Source organism: Thalassovita autumnalis (assembly GCF_001458255.1).
GTDB classification, from domain to species: domain Bacteria; phylum Pseudomonadota; class Alphaproteobacteria; order Rhodobacterales; family Rhodobacteraceae; genus Thalassobius; species Thalassobius autumnalis.
Genome location: NZ_CYSB01000010.1, coordinates 1 through 17,284 on the forward strand (window position 1 = coordinate 1; position 17,284 = coordinate 17,284).

Genomic DNA, 17,284 nt, shown 5'->3' on the forward strand with positions numbered 1-17,284 from the left:
GAGATCGCAGACCGACCGGTACGGCGCAGATCACTGAAATAACCTATAGCTGTGATGCCTAGATGGCTGTATTTGGATCAACCCTGCGTATGAACTGGCGGTCAGTCCGTTGTCACCGCTGCGACAATCGCTGAGCAAACTCACTGTATTTCACCGAATCGCTGTGAAGCAAATGGGTAGCAACCAGTTTGAGGCGACCACTGCGCGTCTTTGTGTACTTCGACTTAAGGTATTGTAATGCAGTAGTTTTACGGGTTAGCGAGCCGCATCTTCCTAAATCCGTGTCAATTCTGCACCGATTTTCCCCCCTCACAAACAAGACACCTTTCCCTTCACGTAAAGAAACACCGAAAACGGACGTAGTTAACAATGTCGATCAATCTGCCGAGAAGAGTGGATGGTCTATTTGTTGCAGGATGGAGTGTGAGTGGGGTGGCCTCTGGGGTCAGAGGTTTCGCGTATAGGTGAGAATTGGGGACGATCCACGTGAGAGCGTGGAGTGATAAACGGGCAAATATGAAGACTTTGGGTAAGGCCCTGCGCAAGCTCTGCGCAGGTGGGGCTGATCTGCGGATCGGTGCGATTGTTATGGTATTGGGGGTTGGCTTTGGGGCTTTGGTTCCCAATCAAGCGAAGGCACAAGACGTCGACTGGGTTTTGAACCTGGAAGACACGGGCTATGACCCGACGCCGGCAGGTGGTCTGATTTCCTACAGCTTGTCGATCTCCAACAGCGGTCTGGATTCCATAACAGCGACCTCAGTGGATCTGACAATCCCTGCCAACAGCCAGTTTGCCGGGATGACCGGCGATATGGGGCCCTGTCTGCCAGCGACAGCGACGGGCCCAGCCGTGGTGCGCTGCGATGTGCCGGCATTGGCCGGAGAGGGCAGCGTGGCAGCGCAGGTTAACATCCTGTCTGAGGTGATGGGCAACCTGTCCCTGTCCGCTGCAATCACAGATTCCACCGACGCACCGCAGACCGGCAACAACCAGGATACAGAAACAACCACGGTCAGCGCAGGTTCGGATCTGGGTGTCACACTCAGCGGCCCAACAACCGCGGCTTCTGGCAGCGTGGTGACTTACAGTTTTGTGGTCACAAACAATGGCCCCAATACGCTTAGCACAGCGGCGTTGCAGTTCCCGACCACCAGCGGCTTGGTGGATGTGACCCCGCCGGCAGGCTGTTCTGCCGGGGCGGGTGGCTTTGACTGTACAATTACGGGGCCTCTGTCCCTTGGCGCGAGCCGCAGTTTTGACTTTACCGGCCAGATTTCAGCCGCCTCAGGCTCGACGATTTCACCGCTTGGCAGTGTCCATACTGCGGATCCGCTGGATCCGATTGATGGCAATGATACTGATACGATCGACACCTCCGTGACCTCTGGAAGCGACATCCGGATCAGCAAGTCCCGTTCGCCAAATGGCAACCTGCTGGTTGGGGACACGGTCAGTTTTACCCTGTCTTCCAGCTACACAGGTGACAGCCCGACGGGATTGCAGATCCTCGACACATTGCCGGTGAACTACCAAATTGACAGCGTTGTGCCTGATGGGGGCAGCGACTGGGTTTGCGGTTTTATGGGCCAAGTTGTGACCTGTGACATGACTGATGGAACGGTCGCTGGGTCAAATGTGGACCTTGGTGATGTGACGGTGAATGTGACCGTTGTGTCCGAAGGCACTGCGCAGAACACCGCAAGGATTTCATCTGCCTCCCCCCTGGATCCGGACCTGAGCAACAACAGCGACAGTGACAGCGAAGCGACGATTGTTGAGCCGTTCATCGATCTGGATGCCAATAAAACGGGTCCGTTCCCGGCCCTTGGTGTTGTTGGCAACACCTATGAGTTTACGCTGAACGCGCGCAACCGGGGCAACACTGATTTCTGGGGCACCGTGATTTTAACAGACAGTCTGCCGGCTGGGCTGCGCTACTCTGGCTATCGCGGTAACGGTTGGTCCTGTAGCCCTGCAGCGCCTGTGGACGGTCCCAACGATGTGACCTGTAGCCGAACCTACACCGAGGCGAGCCCGCTGCCTGAAAACAGCACGACGCCCGATCTGATCCTGGAAACCGAAACACTGGCGGAAGGCGATGCCACCAACGTGGTTACTGTCTCTTCACCCGACGCCAACCTTGTCGATCAGATTGCCAGCAACGATACCGCGTCGGTCACGCTAAGCGTCTATCAGACAGCAGTTTCGGCGGATATTACTGTGCAGAAGTCGGCTACTTTGGCATCCCTGCAAGCTGGCGAGGTGCAGACCTTCACTATCGAAGTGATCAACCCAGATGCCTTTACCGCGACGGATGTTGAGGTCACGGATGACCTGACCGGCCTAATCAACAATGCGGTTGGTGCCACCGGCGCGGGAGTTGTGGGCTTCAGCATCACAGCCAACGCAGCCTCTGGCGTGACCTGTGACACGGATACAGTTTTGGGCGGAACTTCGCGCCAGCTCTCCTGTGACATCGTCAGCTTGCCCCAATGTACGCCCGGCGCAGGCGGGGATTGTCCGATCATCGAGGTGCAGGTGCGCCCGGGCGGCAATGGCGGCAGCCGGACCAATACGGTTGACGTGATTTCGATGGGTGTGGCGGACGGTGACCTGACCAACAACACGGACAGCGCCAGCTTTACCCTGACACCGCGCGCGGATGTCACCGTCAGCAAAGTTGGCTCGCCCGGATCAGTGCCGGCAGGTCAGAACCTGACTTATGTGATTTCCGCGATCGTGACCGATGACGGGTTGAGCGCCGCAGATGATGTGACGATCACCGATACGTTGCCGCATGGGGTGACCTTTGTTTCAGCTTCGCCCTCGGCGGGCAGCTGTACCACGGTGCCAACCGCGGGCGATGCCATCACCGCGCTGAACGATCAGTTGGTCTGTGATCTGGGTCGGATCAACAATGGGGCGCAGCACACGGTGACGGTTGTTGTGCGACCAAACCACAGCGCGGGCGCATATCCCCGTACCATCACCAATGCGGTGTCGGTGGCCACCAGCACGGTGCAGACCGATACCAGCAATGACAGCACCACCGAAACAACCACGGTGACGATCCCGGCGATGGATCTGATCGTGAACAAGACCGAGGATATTGATCCGGTCGCAGTCGGTCAGGAAACGACCTACACCATCACCGTTGAAAACGGCGGCCCCAGCCATGCCGAAGATGTGGTTGTGACTGATACAATGCCGGGGGCGGGCCTGAACTATCAGTCCTATACCGCACCCGGTGGCGTTTGTACGGCCCCGGCGGTGAATGCGGTTGGCGGCACGTTGACCTGTTCCTATGACCTGATCCCGGCTGGTGAAGTGCGCACCATCACCCTGACGGCGATGGGGGTGACCAAAGGGATCTACGACAACTCGGTCTCGGTCAGCTCTTTCGGGGCGGCGTCGCTTTATGACACCAACAGCACCAATGACAGCACCACCGAAGGCACCACCGTGCGCACCCGCGCCGATATGGAGGTGGTCAGCAAGACCCCCAGCGCGGCTTCGGTCAACCTGCGTGATGACTTCACCTTTGTGATCCGGGTCCGCAACAACGTCGGCCCTCACGTGCCCACCGGCGCCATTCTGGCTGAGGCGGATGAGGTTGAGGTGGCAGATACCCTGCCCAGCGGGATGGAACTGACTGGCACGCAAAGTGTTGCTGTGGTCAGCGGCTCCATCACGGCCAGCACCTGTACCGGTGCGGCTGGCGGGACCTCTTTCACCTGTGATCTGGGCACTGTCAGCTCTGGCGGTGAGGTGGACATCACCGTTCCGGTTCAGCTGGTTTCGGTCAGCAGCCTGCCGCATGTCTTCACCAATACCGCGACGGTCGACAGCTTCTCGCTGGATATGGAGCCGGGTAACAACAGCAATTCAGGCTCGGTCAGCGTAAACTCCTCGGTTTTGACCGGTCGTTTGTTCCGTGATTTCAATGACGATGGGGGGGTTGACGCGGGCGATACCGGCATCGCAGGCATCACCATGACCCTCACCGGCACCTCGTTTGACGGCCAGTCGGTCACGAGGACGGTCACCACAGATGCCAACGGCGATTATCAATTCGACTACGTTCCGCAGGGCACCTATCAGGTGAGCCGTGGCAGCGTTTCTGAGGCCTACCTCAACGACGGAACAGACACGCCCGGCACGCTGGGCGGCACCGCACAGAACACCACCGACATTGCAGCGATCAGCCTGCCTGCAAACACCAGCACCACCGGGTATCTGTTTGCCATGGTGCCACAGGCACGTATCGGCATCGCCAAAGAGGTCACCAATCAGGTGATGCGCGCTGATGGGTCCTTTGATGTGACTTTTGGTCTGACGGTTGAGAACTTCAGCCTGGAAGATCTGGAAAACGTCACCGTGACCGACCCGCTGAGCGGCGCGGCGCCTAATTTTGGCTCCTTGGCGACCTTGGCGGATCCGGCAAACGATCCGATGATTCCGGGCACCTATGTGGTGACCACGGTGCCCAGCAGTGTTTGCGGTGGGGCACATCCCGGATTTAATGGCAGTGGGGACCCAATCGTCGCCACCGGTATCACCCTGTCTGCAGATACGCAGTGCGTTATAGATTTCACCATCCGGGTGCAGCCAACCGTGCCGCTACCTGCGGCGCAGCCTGGTGGCCATCTTTTTGAAAATCAGGCCGAGGTTCAGGGCGATGGCGTTCTTTCGGGCCAGATCTTCCCGACAAACCCATTGCTGCGCGATCTGTCCGACAATGGCGGCAACCCCGACCGGAATAGCAACGGTCGCGGCAATGACGCGAATGAGGATGATCCGACCCCGGTAACCCCGGGCGTGGCCCCAGCGATCGATCTGGTGAAAACCGTTTCGGGTATTCCAACCACACCCCAGGCGGGCGATACGCTGACCTACAGCTTTACCGTGACCAACACCGGCAACGTGGATCTGAGCGATGTTCAGGTTGTAGATCCGCTGCTGGGTGGCGCGCTTTTGTCGCCGACCATCTCCCTGGCGATGGGGGCTAATCACAGTTTCACTGAAACCTACGTGCTGACGCAGGTTGATATTGATGCGGGGCAGGTGGTCAACAACGCCGATACCTCAGGCCGTGATCCCTATAACACATTGGTTGAGGATGATTCCGGCACCACCACCGGCACGGACGGTCCAACAACAGCGGTGCTGCCGCAGCGGCCCAGCATTGCCTTGGTGAAAACGGCAGATGTGTCGGGGGTGCAGACCCCGGCGGTCGTGGGCGATCCGATTGTCTATTCCTTCTCGGTTGAAAACACCGGCAACGTGACGCTGAGCGATGTGCAGATCAATGACCCCATGTTGGGCGGTGATTTGCTGGTCACACCGCTGAGTCCGCTGACGCTGGCACCGGGGCAGACGGTCAGCACCGCAGTCAGTGTGACCTATACCCTGACGCAGGCGGATCTGGACGAAGGACAGGTGGTCAATCAGGCCCGTGTCACCGGGACACCGCCCAGCGGGCCGGATGTCTCGGATGATTCCGGCACCGCAACCGGCACCGATGATCCAACCGCGTCGCCGGTGACGCAGAATGCTGCGATCACCCTTGAGAAAGAGGCGCAGGATGAAATCTACCGCACCACGCAGGCTGTCGCTGGTGATCCGCTGACCTATGAGTTCACGGTGACCAACACCGGCAACGTGACCCTGACCAATGTCACGGTCACCGATCCGATGCCGGGTCTGGTGATCACCAATCCGGTGATCCCGTCGCTGGCACCGGGGGCTGCCAATGCGGTGGTTCTGACAGGCAGCTACCCGTTGCTGCAGGCCGACATCGATGCAGGTGAAGTGCCAAACACTGCAACCGTGACCGGTGACTATCTTGATGTCACCGACACGCCGCAGCAGGTCAGCGACACCGACTCGGACCTGGCGATTGTTGCCGCGATTGAGGCCCTGGCGGAGTTGTTCCCGGCCTTCAGCACAGACGGTGGCACAACCACCTCAATGCTGGCCTCGGACACGGTGCTGGGGGATCCGGCCACGCTGGCAACTGTGACGATTTCCGTGCTTTCCGAAGATCCGGGCGTGACGCTGGATCCGGCAACTGGGTTGATCACCCTGGCCCCGGGCCAACCGGCAGGCGCCTATGAGGTGCATTATGAAATCTGCAGCGTCGCCTATCCGGCGATCTGTGACGATGCGGTCGAAACCGTGGTGCAGAACCCGATTGAATCGATTGAAGCGGTGAAATCGCAGCTGCTGGTTGACAATGGCGATGTTGTGGATGGCGTTGGGGATCGGGTGGATTACACGATCACCTTGACCAACACCGGCAACGTGCCACTGACCTCTGTCTCGCTGGTGGACACGCTGACCAGCCGCACCGGAACGCCCCTGTCACTGGATGCCTTGCCAGTTTTTGTCTCTGCCGACCTCGGCTCTGCCGAAGGGCGTTTGGAAATTGGCGAAACGGCCACGTATACCGCCAGCTACACCCTGACGATTCAGTCGGTCACCGAAGGTGGGCTGATGAACTCGGTCACCGGGCGCGGCACCTCGGAGTATCCGCCGATGTTCACATCCGCACCACGGGTGGTGACCGATGTCTCAGACGATGACATCGATACCGACGGCAACATGGTCGATGACCCGACTGAGCTGATCCTGTCAGCCGTCATTACGGATCAGGGCATGACGATCACCAAAACTACGCCGCGTGGTGTGGTAGAGCGCGGATCGGTGGTGCCCTACACGATCACCGTTGAGAATGAGAACGTCTTTGTCTCAGGCACGGTCGATATTGTGGATGTGCTGCCGGATGGGCTGTTCTACGTCGAAGGCTCCGCCACGCTTGAAGGCGCACCGCATCCTGTTGTCGTGGCCGGTCGGGTGATCACCTGGGATGATGTGCCCCTGCCACCGCTCACCACCTACACGCTGACCTTGTCAGCGCGGGTCAGCAGCGGTGCAGATGTCGGCGATCACATCAACCGGGCAACGGTCCGCCATCCGGATAACGGTACGCTTCTGGCCGAAGAAGCCACCGCAACGGTGCGGATCCTGCCCGAACCGGTGTTTGATTGCGGCGACGTGATCGGCAAGGTGTTTGAGGATGAAAACCGGGATGGCTACCAGAACGAAGGGGAGACTGGCCTGCCAGCGGCCCGTGTGGTGGGCGTTGACGGCACCATCATCACCACGGATGAGCACGGTCGCTTCCATGTGCCCTGCGCCATGCTGCCGGCGGATCGTGGATCAAACTTCATCCTGAAACTCGATACCCGGTCCCTGCCTGCGGGCTACCGCGTGACCACGGAGAACCCGCGCGTCATTCGCCTGACCCCCGGCAAGATGAGTGAGCTGAACTTTGGCGCTGCGATCACCCGTGTGGTGCGGGTGGACCTGAGCGATGTGGCCTTTGTGAGCGACGCTGAGGGGCGCAAACGCCTGAGCGAGCCACTGGTCTCTGGGTTGGCGCAGCTGTTGCCACAGATCAAGGCAGAGGCGGTGCATCTGCGGCTGGCTTATCATCTGGGGGACACACCAAGCGGTGCCGACAAACGGCGCGCCCGGCAACACATGCAACTGGTGGCACGCCATCTCAGACGGGAATGGCCCAAGATCAGTCAGGTCAAACTGACGATCGAGCGGACCTTCGTTGAGACCCGGAAATAAGGACAGACTGACGCCTATTATGACTGTTGCCCGTCCGGGCCGCACAACCGCTTTGCGTTCTTCACTGATGATCGGCACCGCTTTGGTCAGCCTCTGGGGCGCGCCTGTTTGGGCTGAGGACCGTTGTGATGAGGCCTTGGTACCCCAGCCCGAAGGCTGCGCACGGTCCAACGCCGACATCGTGGTGGATATGCCCGTTGGGGAAAACGCTGAGTTGATCACTACTCGTCCTGAAGGCCGGTTCGAAGAGGTGGGTTTCTCGATCTCAATCGATGACACCCATGTGGCCGGCAGCGCGCCGCCGCGTGATCCCCGCCGTCCTAACGATATGGTGGCCGAGAAAGCATCGGTTGATATCCGGTTTGACGGACTTAATCCGGTGGCGCGCTTGAATGTGTCAACTGCGGATTTGCGCGCGGGCTACCGCGCTGGTGAGGTGGTGACCTTCCGCAGCAGCGCGAACTACGCCTATTTCATCGACCGGGCTGAGGTGCGCATTCTGGACCGCGCCAACCGGCGTAAGCCTGTGGCGGTGCTGCCGATTTCTTCAAACGGTCAGGCGGGCTGGTCCATGCCTGAAGGGGGATCGGGCGATTATGCCTATGTGCTGCGGGTCTATGATGCGGCGGGGCGGTTTGATGAAACCCAACCTTTGCGGCTGACCCGGCTTTCTGGTGATCACGACAGACATGACACCACCGGGCCGGAGCTGGTCGCGGCAGGGGAGGGCGAAGATCGCACCGCCATCCGCAACATTCGCATTTCAGGCGGCGAAGTGACAGCACATGGCACATCCCTGCCAGCTGGCGCAGTGGTGGAGGTCATGGGCGCGCAGGTGCCGGTGGATGCCACTGGCCGGTTTGTCACCAGTCAGATCCTGCCAGAGGGCGAACATCGCATTGATGTGCGCCTAGTGACCGATGGACAGGCTGAGGCCATTCGCCGTGACATTCGGATCCCTAAATCAGAACAGTTCTATGTGGTGCTGGCTGACCTGACCATCGGGCGGCGGTTGCGCGATGATCTGGGCGAAGCGGACCCGGATTTCGAACGTAACTATGCTGAAGGTCGGCTGGCCTACTACGTCAGTGCCAAACTGGCCTCGGGTTATAAGATCACCTCCTCTGCCGACACGGGCGAAGGGGATTTGGACGGCATCTTCCAGCGGTTGAACGAAAAGGATCCGCGCAACGTGCTGCTGCGCCTGGATCCGGAGGATATGTATCCCAGCTATGGCGATGATAGCAGCGCCTATGACGATACGCCGTCGCAGGGCCGTGTGTATGTCCGGGTGGAAAAGGGCGGCAGTCGCTTCACCTGGGGTGATTTCGACGCTGAACTGACCGGCAGCCATTTCCTCAATCAATCCCGCGCTCTCTATGGGGCTGAGGTGCGTTATGCCTCTCCTTTGGTGAACAGCGAAGGGGCACCGAAACTGGCAGCCACCCTTTTTGCCGCCCAGCCTGATAGCCTGCCACAGCGCGACATCCTGCGTGGCACTGGCGGGTCGGTCTATTTCCTGACCCGTCAGGATATCCTTGGTGGTTCACTGCGGCTGAGCGTTGAGACGGTTGATCCAGACACCGGCCGGGTGGTGCGCAGCGCCCCCATGCAGGAAGGGCAGGACTACGAAGTGGATCACATGCAGGGTGTCTTGATCCTGACCGATCCGCTGCCCAGCTCCACAACGGATGGCGGCCTGATCGGTGGCAGCAATGAGTATGACGTCAATCTTGTGGCCCAGTATGAGTACACCCCGCTGGCGGGTGATCTTGATGGGGCGTCGATTGGTGCACGTGTTGAGGCGCAGCTGACAGACCGCTTGCGCTTGGGCCTGTCGGGCATGTCCGAACAGACCGGAGATGCGGATCAACAGGCCGCCGGGGTAGATCTGACCTATCGACTGGGTGAGAACAGCCAGATCCGTGCCGAAGTGGTGGAAAGCCGCGGCGCGGGCTTTGGCCGGTCGACCTCAGCCACCGGCGGGCTGAGCATCGATACCAGCGGTACACCAAGCAGCGTGAAGGCCCGTGCCTATCGCTTTGAGGCGGACCTGGATCTGACCGATCTGGGGGCCAAGCGGGAAGGTCAGCTTTACCTATATGCCGAGGGCAAGGAAGCCGGGTTCGCCACCCTCAGCGAAGAGGTGAGTGAGGATCAGCAGGTCATCGGCCTGCAGCTTTCGACTGAGCTGAGTGATCGGTTGAGCTTTGGTCTGGATCTGGAGCGGTTTGAGAAAGAAGGCGGCGACGGCCACCGTGAAGGGGAGCTGCGCCTGTCCTATCAGCTGAGCGATACCCTGGCGCTGGATCTGGCGCTGGGCCATGAGGATCGCACCGTTGCAGCGGATGCCAGCAAAACCGGTACTCGCACGGCAGCTGCGGTTAAACTGACGTTCCAGCCTGAGGAGGATCACAGCCTCTATGTCTTCGCTCAGGGCGACCTGGAACGCTCCGGCGGTCTGGCGCCGGACAATCGCGCCGGCATCGGGTTTTCCAGCCAGCTGACCGAATATCTCAACGCGGATGGCGAAATCTCGGATGGGGACAAGGGCCGGGGCGCCAAGCTGAACCTGCGCTACGCCGCGACGGCAGATAACGAGGTTTACCTTGGCTACACCTTGGATCCCACGCGGTCCGGCCCCGGCAGCAGCCTGAGCGGGCGGGACGGCGGCACCTTTACGCTGGGCGGCAGCCACAAAAAGACAGACACGCTGACGGTGACAGCTGAAAACAGTTGGGATCTGTTTGGTGATCGCCGATCACTGACCCGTGGCTATGGCGTCACTTATACGCCAAATGCCAAATGGACCTTCTCCGGCGCAGTGGAGAGCGGTGAGGTACGGGATGCGGTGAACGGCGATTTCAATCGGGATGCCTATTCGCTGGGCCTCGCCTATCAGGATGGCGAAGACCAAAGCGCCCGACTGCGATTGGAGCACCGCGTGGAAGATGGCGACGACGCAACGCAGGATGCAGAGACCTGGGCGCTGAGCGGCGGCTATGAGTATAAGGTCAATGATGACTGGCGTTTCCTGGCCAATCTGGATGCCCTTGTGTCCCGCAATGAAGGCGATAATTTCCGTGACGGCGAATATTTTGAGGCCGCTTTGGGCTATGCCTATCGTCCAGTTATGCATCAGCGGCTGAACATGTTGCTGCGCTACAGCTACCTGCATGACCTGCCCGGTGTTGATCAGGTCACCGTCACAGGCGACACCGAAGGGCCGCAACAGAAAAGCCATATCTTCTCGGTTGATGTGGATTACGACCTCAGCCCGAAACTGACGCTTGGGGCCAAATATGGCTATCGTAAGTCGCAACTGCGCGATCGCACCAGCGGGGATGAGAGCACCAGCACAGCGAATTTGGGCATCCTGCGCCTGGACTGGCATGTGGTGCACAAATGGGATGCGCTGCTGGAGGGCAGGGTGATGCACACCGAGGAAAGCGACCTGACCGAAACCGGTGCGGTGGCGGGCCTCTACCGTCATCTTGGCAATAATGCGAAGCTGGGTTTTGGCTATGAATGGGGTGAGGTTTCGGATGATATGGCCGATATCACCTATGAAGGTCGCGGGGCTTTCGTGAACCTGATTGCCAAGTTCTAAGGCGTCTCCGGGCTGGCGAGCGGTATCGTCAGCCCGGATTTCACCCGCTTCATCACCACATTGGTGCGGAATTTGGCGATATTGGCTTCGTCAAAGAAATGCCGCCGGGTGAACCCCTCATAATCCGCCATGTCCTTGGCTGTCAGGGTCAGAACAAAGTCTGCCTCCCCGGTGACATAGAAACATTGCATGACCTCAGGCGCCTGCAGCATCCGGGTTTGAAACGCGTCAATCTCACTAGGGCTTTCTGAACGCAGCGTGACCTCCACCACCAGGGTCAGGCCGCGGCCCAGCTTTTCGGGGTTCAGCACGGCCACCTCAGCCTCAATCACCCCGGACTGACGCAGCTTGGACAGCCGTTTGCGACAGGCATCCGGTGACAGGCCAACCTGCGCCGACAGCTGTTCTGCGGTTTGGCGGTTGTTTGTTTGCAGGGCGTCCAGCAAAGCGCGGTCAAACGGGTCCATGATCCGATCCTGTGGTCACTAGCGGGTGATTTCTTCTACCACGTCCGATTTTCGGATCAAATAGACCCTGATCGTCGGAAAACACGCCCGCATGCGGCGTAGAAATCCGGGAATGCTCCGCCGCTTTTCGCTACGCTGTTTGGGCAATCACAGGAAGGAAACCCGATGCCCCACCACGTGACCAATCCCTATCGTGGCCAAGACAGTGCCGACCGGTTTGGACCGCTGCGTCCCTCGGCTGAGGTGGAGGCGGTAGAACAGCTTTTGGCATTGTGCCCGAAACACCGCGAAACCCCGCTGCGGGCGGTTCCGGTGCTGGCGCAGGCTGCGGGTGTTGGTGAGGTTTGGATCAAGGACGAGCGCCAGCGTATGGGGCTGGGCAGTTTCAAGGCGCTGGGCGCGGCCTACTGTATTGCCCGTGACGCCGCCGCCGCACGTGAAGCCACGCCAGACCTGGCTTGGGAAGAGACCCTGAAAGGGCGGGCCTATGCCACGGCAAGCGCTGGGAACCACGGGCTGTCACTGGCGGCCGGTGCACGTTTGTTTGGCGCCCGCGCGGTGATCTACCTGGCCGAAACCGTGCCGGAAGCCTTTGCCGAACGTCTGCGCGGAATAGGGGCTGAGGTCGTTCGGGCCGGCGCGGACTATGAGGCCAGCATGGAGGCCGCCGCCAAAGGAGCTGAGGCTGACGGGCTGAACCTGTTGTCCGACGGATCCTGGCCCGGCTACACCGAGCGCCCCTACCGGGTGATGGAGGGATATACCCAAATGGCGGCCGAAGCTGTGGCGCAGATGCCGGAACCCCCGACCGACATTCTGTTGCAAGCCGGTGTTGGCGGGCTGGCGGCTGCAGTTGCCGCCTATGCCCGGCGCGCTTGGGGGGATGTGCCGCGGATCACGGTGGTGGAACCCGCTTTTGCCCCGGCACTGATCGCGTCGATCGAGGCCGGTAAGCTGGTTGAAACCACCGGCCCCGTGTCCGAGATGGGGCGCCTGGATTGCAAAACACCCTCGATGGTGGCGCTGGCCGGTCTGGCCCATGATGCAGATGCCTTCTTGACCATCACCGAAGAACAGGCCGCCGCAGGTGTTGCGACACTGGCTAGCCATGATCTGGCGACCACACCCTCTGGCGGCGCGGGGCTGGCGGCCCTGCTGGCGGGGGTGCCGGGGCTTGGTAAGGACGCCCGGGTGTTGACCATCCTCAGTGAGGGTCCAGAAGATGGCTGAGCGGTCACTGATTTTTCCACGCGCTGAATATGAACGCCGCATCGCCGCCCTACAGTCCCGCATGGCGGCTGCCGGTCAGGACGCCTTGTTGCTGACCACGGCGGCGGATGTGTTTTACGTCACCGGGTTTCTGACCCGGTTCTGGGAAAGCCCGGCGCGGCCCTGGTACATGGTGATCCCTGCCACAGGCGCACCTGTTGCGGTTATTCCCGCTATCGGTGCGGATCTGATGGGGCGCTGTTGGATTGAGGATATCCGCGTCTGGCCCGCCCCCGATCCCCGCGATGATGGCGTGAGCCTTTTGGCGCAAACCCTCAGCGATCTGGTGCCAGAGGGCGGGGCGATTGCGGTGCCAATGGGGCTGGAAACCCAGCTGCGGGCACCGTTGGCGGATTTCGCCTGTGTGCAGCGCAGGATCGGTGATCGCAAGATCGTGGATGGAACGGACACGCTGCAGCGGGTGCGCGAAGTGAAATCAGATCTTGAGGTCGCCGCAATCCGGGAAAGCTGCGCCATTGCGGGCCGGGTTTTTGACCGGGTGCCGGAATTTGCCCGCGCTGGCGTGCCCTTGTCGCAGGTGTTTCGCGATTTTCAGATCGCCCTGCTGCAAGAGGGTGCTGATTGGGTCAGCTATGTCGCGGGCGGCGCTGGGCCGGGGGGATATGGCGATGTGATCTCCCCCGCGGATGATCGTCCCCTGCAGGCAGGCGACGTGCTGATGTTGGACACGGGCGCGGTGCGAAACGGCTATTTCTGCGACTTTGACCGGAACTATTCGGTTGGCCCCCCCGATGCCGAAACCGCCAAGGCGCAGGAGGCGCTGTGGCAGGCCACTGAGGTTGCCATCAAGGAGCTGCGCCCAGGTAGGCGCGCCTGTGACGTGCACACGGTTCTGGCCGATGCGCTGACCGATCACGGCACGCAGCCCTTAGGCGGGCGGTTGGGGCATGGTCTGGGGGTGACATTGACGGAATGGCCCAGTTTTACCCAGCTTGATGAAACCGAATTGGTGGCAGGTATGGTGTTAACGCTGGAGCCAGGGATTGAGATCGCGCCGGGGCGTTGCCTTGTGCACGAAGAAAACATCCTGTTGACTGACCACGGCGCCGAGCTGTTGTCACCGCGGGCGCCACGTCTTTTGCCGGAGCTGTCGACATGAGCCATTTCCCCTATGAACTGGGCCCTGCCATTGGGCATCGGGCCACCCTCGGGCTGGTGGTGTTGCAAAGCGATGAAACCATCGAACAAGAGGCCGCGCTGTTCAATCAACCGGGGCTGGCGCGCTATGTCAGTCGGGTGCCCAGCGGGGCGGAGGTGACGACCGAGACCCTAAAAGCGATGGAGGCCGAACTGCCGCAGGCTGCCGCCCTGTTGCCGCCTTCGGTGTCTTTTGACGTGGTTGGTTACGGCTGTACCTCGGGCAGTATGGCCATTGGGCCAGAACGTGTGGCCACCCTGATCCAAGGGGCAACAGATGTGGCCTATGTCACCAACCCGTTGACCGCCGGGATCGCGGGTTGTGACGCCTTGGGGGTGAAACGGCTGGCGGTTCTGACACCCTATATCGACAGCGTCTCACAACCGCTCTGCGGCGCGTTTGAGGCTGCAGGAATTACTGTCAGCGGCCATCTGTCCTTTGGTGAGGAGAGTGAGGCCAAGGTGGCGCGGATCGCACCCGCCTCCATCGCCGAAGGGGCATTGGCCGTGGGGGCAGGGGATCACGATGCTGTCTTCCTCAGCTGCACTAACCTGCAGTGTTTCAGCGTGATCGACAGGCTGGAACAGCAGCTGGGCAAGCCTGTGCTCAGTTCAAACCAAGTGCTGTTCTGGCATATGGCACGTCTGGCAGGCATCACAGACCTACCCGGTCCAGGGCAACTGTTTCAGCACTAAAGCCGCGCCATGGTCTCGTGAATGGCACGTTCCAATTCGGCACGCGCTACCGGCTTGCTAAGCCGGATGTCATCGGGATGCAGCACCGATCCTTCGTGCAGCGGAACATCGGTGTAGCCGGTCATTACGATGGCCGGAAACCCCGGACGGCGTTGGCGCAGCGCCTCAACCAGCGCGGTGCCCTGCAGGGAACCGGGCATTACGATATCGGTCAGCAACAGATCAAACACCCGCCCCCCGTCAAACAGGGCAAGGGCTGCGTCGCCATCCTCAGCCGTGGTCACTGCGTGGCCCATCCGGGTCAAGCTACGTTCCAACATGTTCCGCACATCGGGGTCATCCTCGGCCACCAGAATGCTCAGCGCGGCGTCTGCGGAGGTGCCCTTTGGGACCATGTCATTGTCTTCTTTGGCGGGCTGAGCGTTCAGTGCCCGAAATATTAACTCGATCTTGGTGCCTTGACCAAGTTCCGAGGTGACGCGAATGGCGCCGCCGGATTGTGCGATGAAACCATGCACCATCGATAGGCCCAGACCGGATCCCGCGCCGGGGCCTTTGGTGGTGTAGAAAGGTTCGAAAATCGTTTCCAGCTTGTCTTTGGCAATGCCTTCCCCGGTGTCCTCGAGAGACACAACCACATAGTCACCTGGCGCAATATCCTGCGGCATGGTCGCCACGTCCTGTGCATCAAGGGTCGCCGCTTTGGTCGCGATTGTCAGCACTCCGCCTTCGGGCATTGCATCACGGGCGTTCACCATCAAGTTCAGCAAAGCGCTGGCGGTTGAACTGCGGTCCAGCCTCACCAGAGGCAGATCTGGGGTCAGTTCTTTGCGCAGGGTGATTGTGGCCGGCAAGGTGCGGCCACTCCACCCCTCCAGCTCACGAACGATGTCATTGAGGTTCAACCCTTCCGGATCCAACCGGGCGCGGCGGGCAAAGCTGAGCATCTTTTTGGTCAGATCATTGCCGCGCTCCGCCGCCAGAATGGCCCCGCGCACAAACTCCAGCCTTTCGTCATCTTCGCGGCCTTCGTCGGTCAGGTCCTCTTCCAGCATTTCCATATTGCCACGGATCACTGCCAGCATGTTGTTGAAGTCATGAGCCATACCGCCTGTGAGCTGGCCAATGCTTTCCTGTTTTTGGGCCTGACGCATGATCTCTGCCTGCTGCTCAAAAGCTTCTTCACGGGCCTGCTGGGCGGTGATGTCGACGACAAAACAGTCCCAGCGTGTCCCTCCCGCTTCTTGGTGGTAGGGATGGCCCCAACCTTCCAGCCAACGCGCTGTGCCGTCGCGGGTTGTGGACCGCCAGATGAAATTCCATGTTGATCCCTCCCGACGGGAGCGTTCAACCTCTTGCTGGAATTCAGGCAGTTTTTCAGAATCAAAGGCGTTCCACAGGATGCCCGGATGATCACAGATCGCCTCGGGGGAGGCATTCCAGATATCGCGGCAGGCTTCGGTGATGAAATCGATCTTGTCGCGCTGCCCACTTTCCTGGACATAGGTGAAGAACGCCCCGGGGAAGTTGGTGATGAAACTGCTGAGGCGATCATCGGCCAGTTCCATATCGCGGATGATTTTTTGCCGCGACAGGGCCATGCGGTTTACCAGAAAAAGAGGGACGAGGATGAAAGCCGACAGTAGCAACAGCAGCAAGCGTTGATAGATCAGGCGATCAGTTGCGGCTGCCCAACCGCCGACAGGCCGGGCGTAAAGCCGCCAAGTGCCTTCGGCGAAATGCACCTCAGCGCTAATCGGATCATCGCTGGTCAGCTCTGGCGCGCCGTAAAACAGATCCTGATCCAGCCCGTGATCGTCCAACCGCGCCAGGGCCACCTCAATTTTCTGTTCTGAACTGCCCAGTCCAACACGCTCAAGGAAAAGGCCCAGCTCAAAGACTGTGGAGAGGATCCCCTCAAACTCAAAGTCACGCTCATCCACCGCGTAGACGGGGACGCGCATAATGAAACCCTTGCCTCCTTGAACCAGATCAACCGGACCAACAAAGGCGATCTGCCCGGTGTCTCGGGCGCGCAGGACGGCGTCCAGTTGGGCCGGGATCTGTCGGTAATCCACGCCCAAAGCCGCACGATTGGGCTCAACCGGGTGAACCCGCGTGATTACCAGATCCGGGGCCCAGGCGACATTGATCACATCCGCACGCCCTTCGGTTACACCGCGCACCAAGCGCGAAAATTCGTCCTGATCCAGGTCTTCCTCACGGCTGAGCAAGGAGGCCACACCGCGTGTAATCAAGATGCCACCTTCGATCTGGCTTTCCAGGCGAGCACGCAGGATCTCAGCCTCGGCCTGAACTTCGGACCGTAGATCCGAGCGGTTCACCGAACGGGTCTGATAATCCAAGCCAAATGCCAAAATGACGACCGCAATGACCGCCAGGGAAAATGGAAGGTAGCTTGTGAAAGGTGATTTTCTCA

General features: G+C 60.2%; 7 protein-coding genes. 5 read left to right on the top strand and 2 right to left on the bottom strand.

Going from position 1 to position 17,284, the window contains the following annotated elements; genetic code table 11:
* Positions 1-516: 516 nt before the first annotated feature.
* Both TL5118_RS03755 and TL5118_RS03760 read left to right on the top strand, forming a co-directional pair.
* On the top strand, positions 517-7,644 hold the full coding sequence (locus TL5118_RS03755) for a CLIPPER-2 domain-containing protein (RefSeq protein ID WP_058260747.1): 7,128 nt from the start codon (positions 517-519) through the stop codon (positions 7,642-7,644).
* Positions 7,645-7,663: 19 nt separating this feature from the next.
* A complete protein-coding gene (locus TL5118_RS03760; RefSeq protein ID WP_058245589.1) occupies positions 7,664-11,254 on the top strand; it encodes a TonB-dependent receptor in 3,591 nt (1,196 codons plus the stop codon).
* Here the strand turns inward: TL5118_RS03760 and TL5118_RS03765 are convergent.
* On the bottom strand, positions 11,251-11,721 hold the full coding sequence (locus tag TL5118_RS03765) for an Lrp/AsnC family transcriptional regulator (RefSeq protein WP_058245588.1): 471 nt from the start codon (positions 11,719-11,721) through the stop codon (positions 11,251-11,253). The genes TL5118_RS03760 and TL5118_RS03765 overlap by 4 nt on opposite strands.
* Before the next feature lie 165 nt (positions 11,722-11,886).
* Between TL5118_RS03765 and TL5118_RS03770 the strand changes: the two genes are divergently transcribed.
* The 3 genes from TL5118_RS03770 to TL5118_RS03780 are packed head-to-tail and all read left to right on the top strand — an operon-like array spanning position 11,887 to position 14,844.
* A complete protein-coding gene (locus TL5118_RS03770; RefSeq protein ID WP_058245587.1) occupies positions 11,887-12,951 on the top strand; it encodes a pyridoxal-phosphate dependent enzyme in 1,065 nt (354 codons plus the stop codon).
* Entirely contained in the window at positions 12,944-14,110 is a 1,167-nt protein-coding gene (locus TL5118_RS03775; protein ID WP_058245586.1) for a M24 family metallopeptidase, read from the top strand. Before TL5118_RS03770 ends, TL5118_RS03775 begins: the two co-directional genes overlap by 8 nt.
* Entirely contained in the window at positions 14,107-14,844 is a 738-nt protein-coding gene (locus tag TL5118_RS03780) for a maleate cis-trans isomerase family protein (RefSeq protein ID WP_058245585.1), read from the top strand. Before TL5118_RS03775 ends, TL5118_RS03780 begins: the two co-directional genes overlap by 4 nt.
* Here TL5118_RS03780 and TL5118_RS03785 read toward each other — a convergent pair.
* Positions 14,841-17,222, bottom strand: a complete 2,382-nt coding sequence (locus TL5118_RS03785; protein ID WP_165590202.1) for an ATP-binding protein — start codon at positions 17,220-17,222, stop codon at positions 14,841-14,843. The two genes, TL5118_RS03780 and TL5118_RS03785, sit on opposite strands and share 4 nt — an antisense overlap.
* Positions 17,223-17,284: the final 62 nt, after the last annotated feature.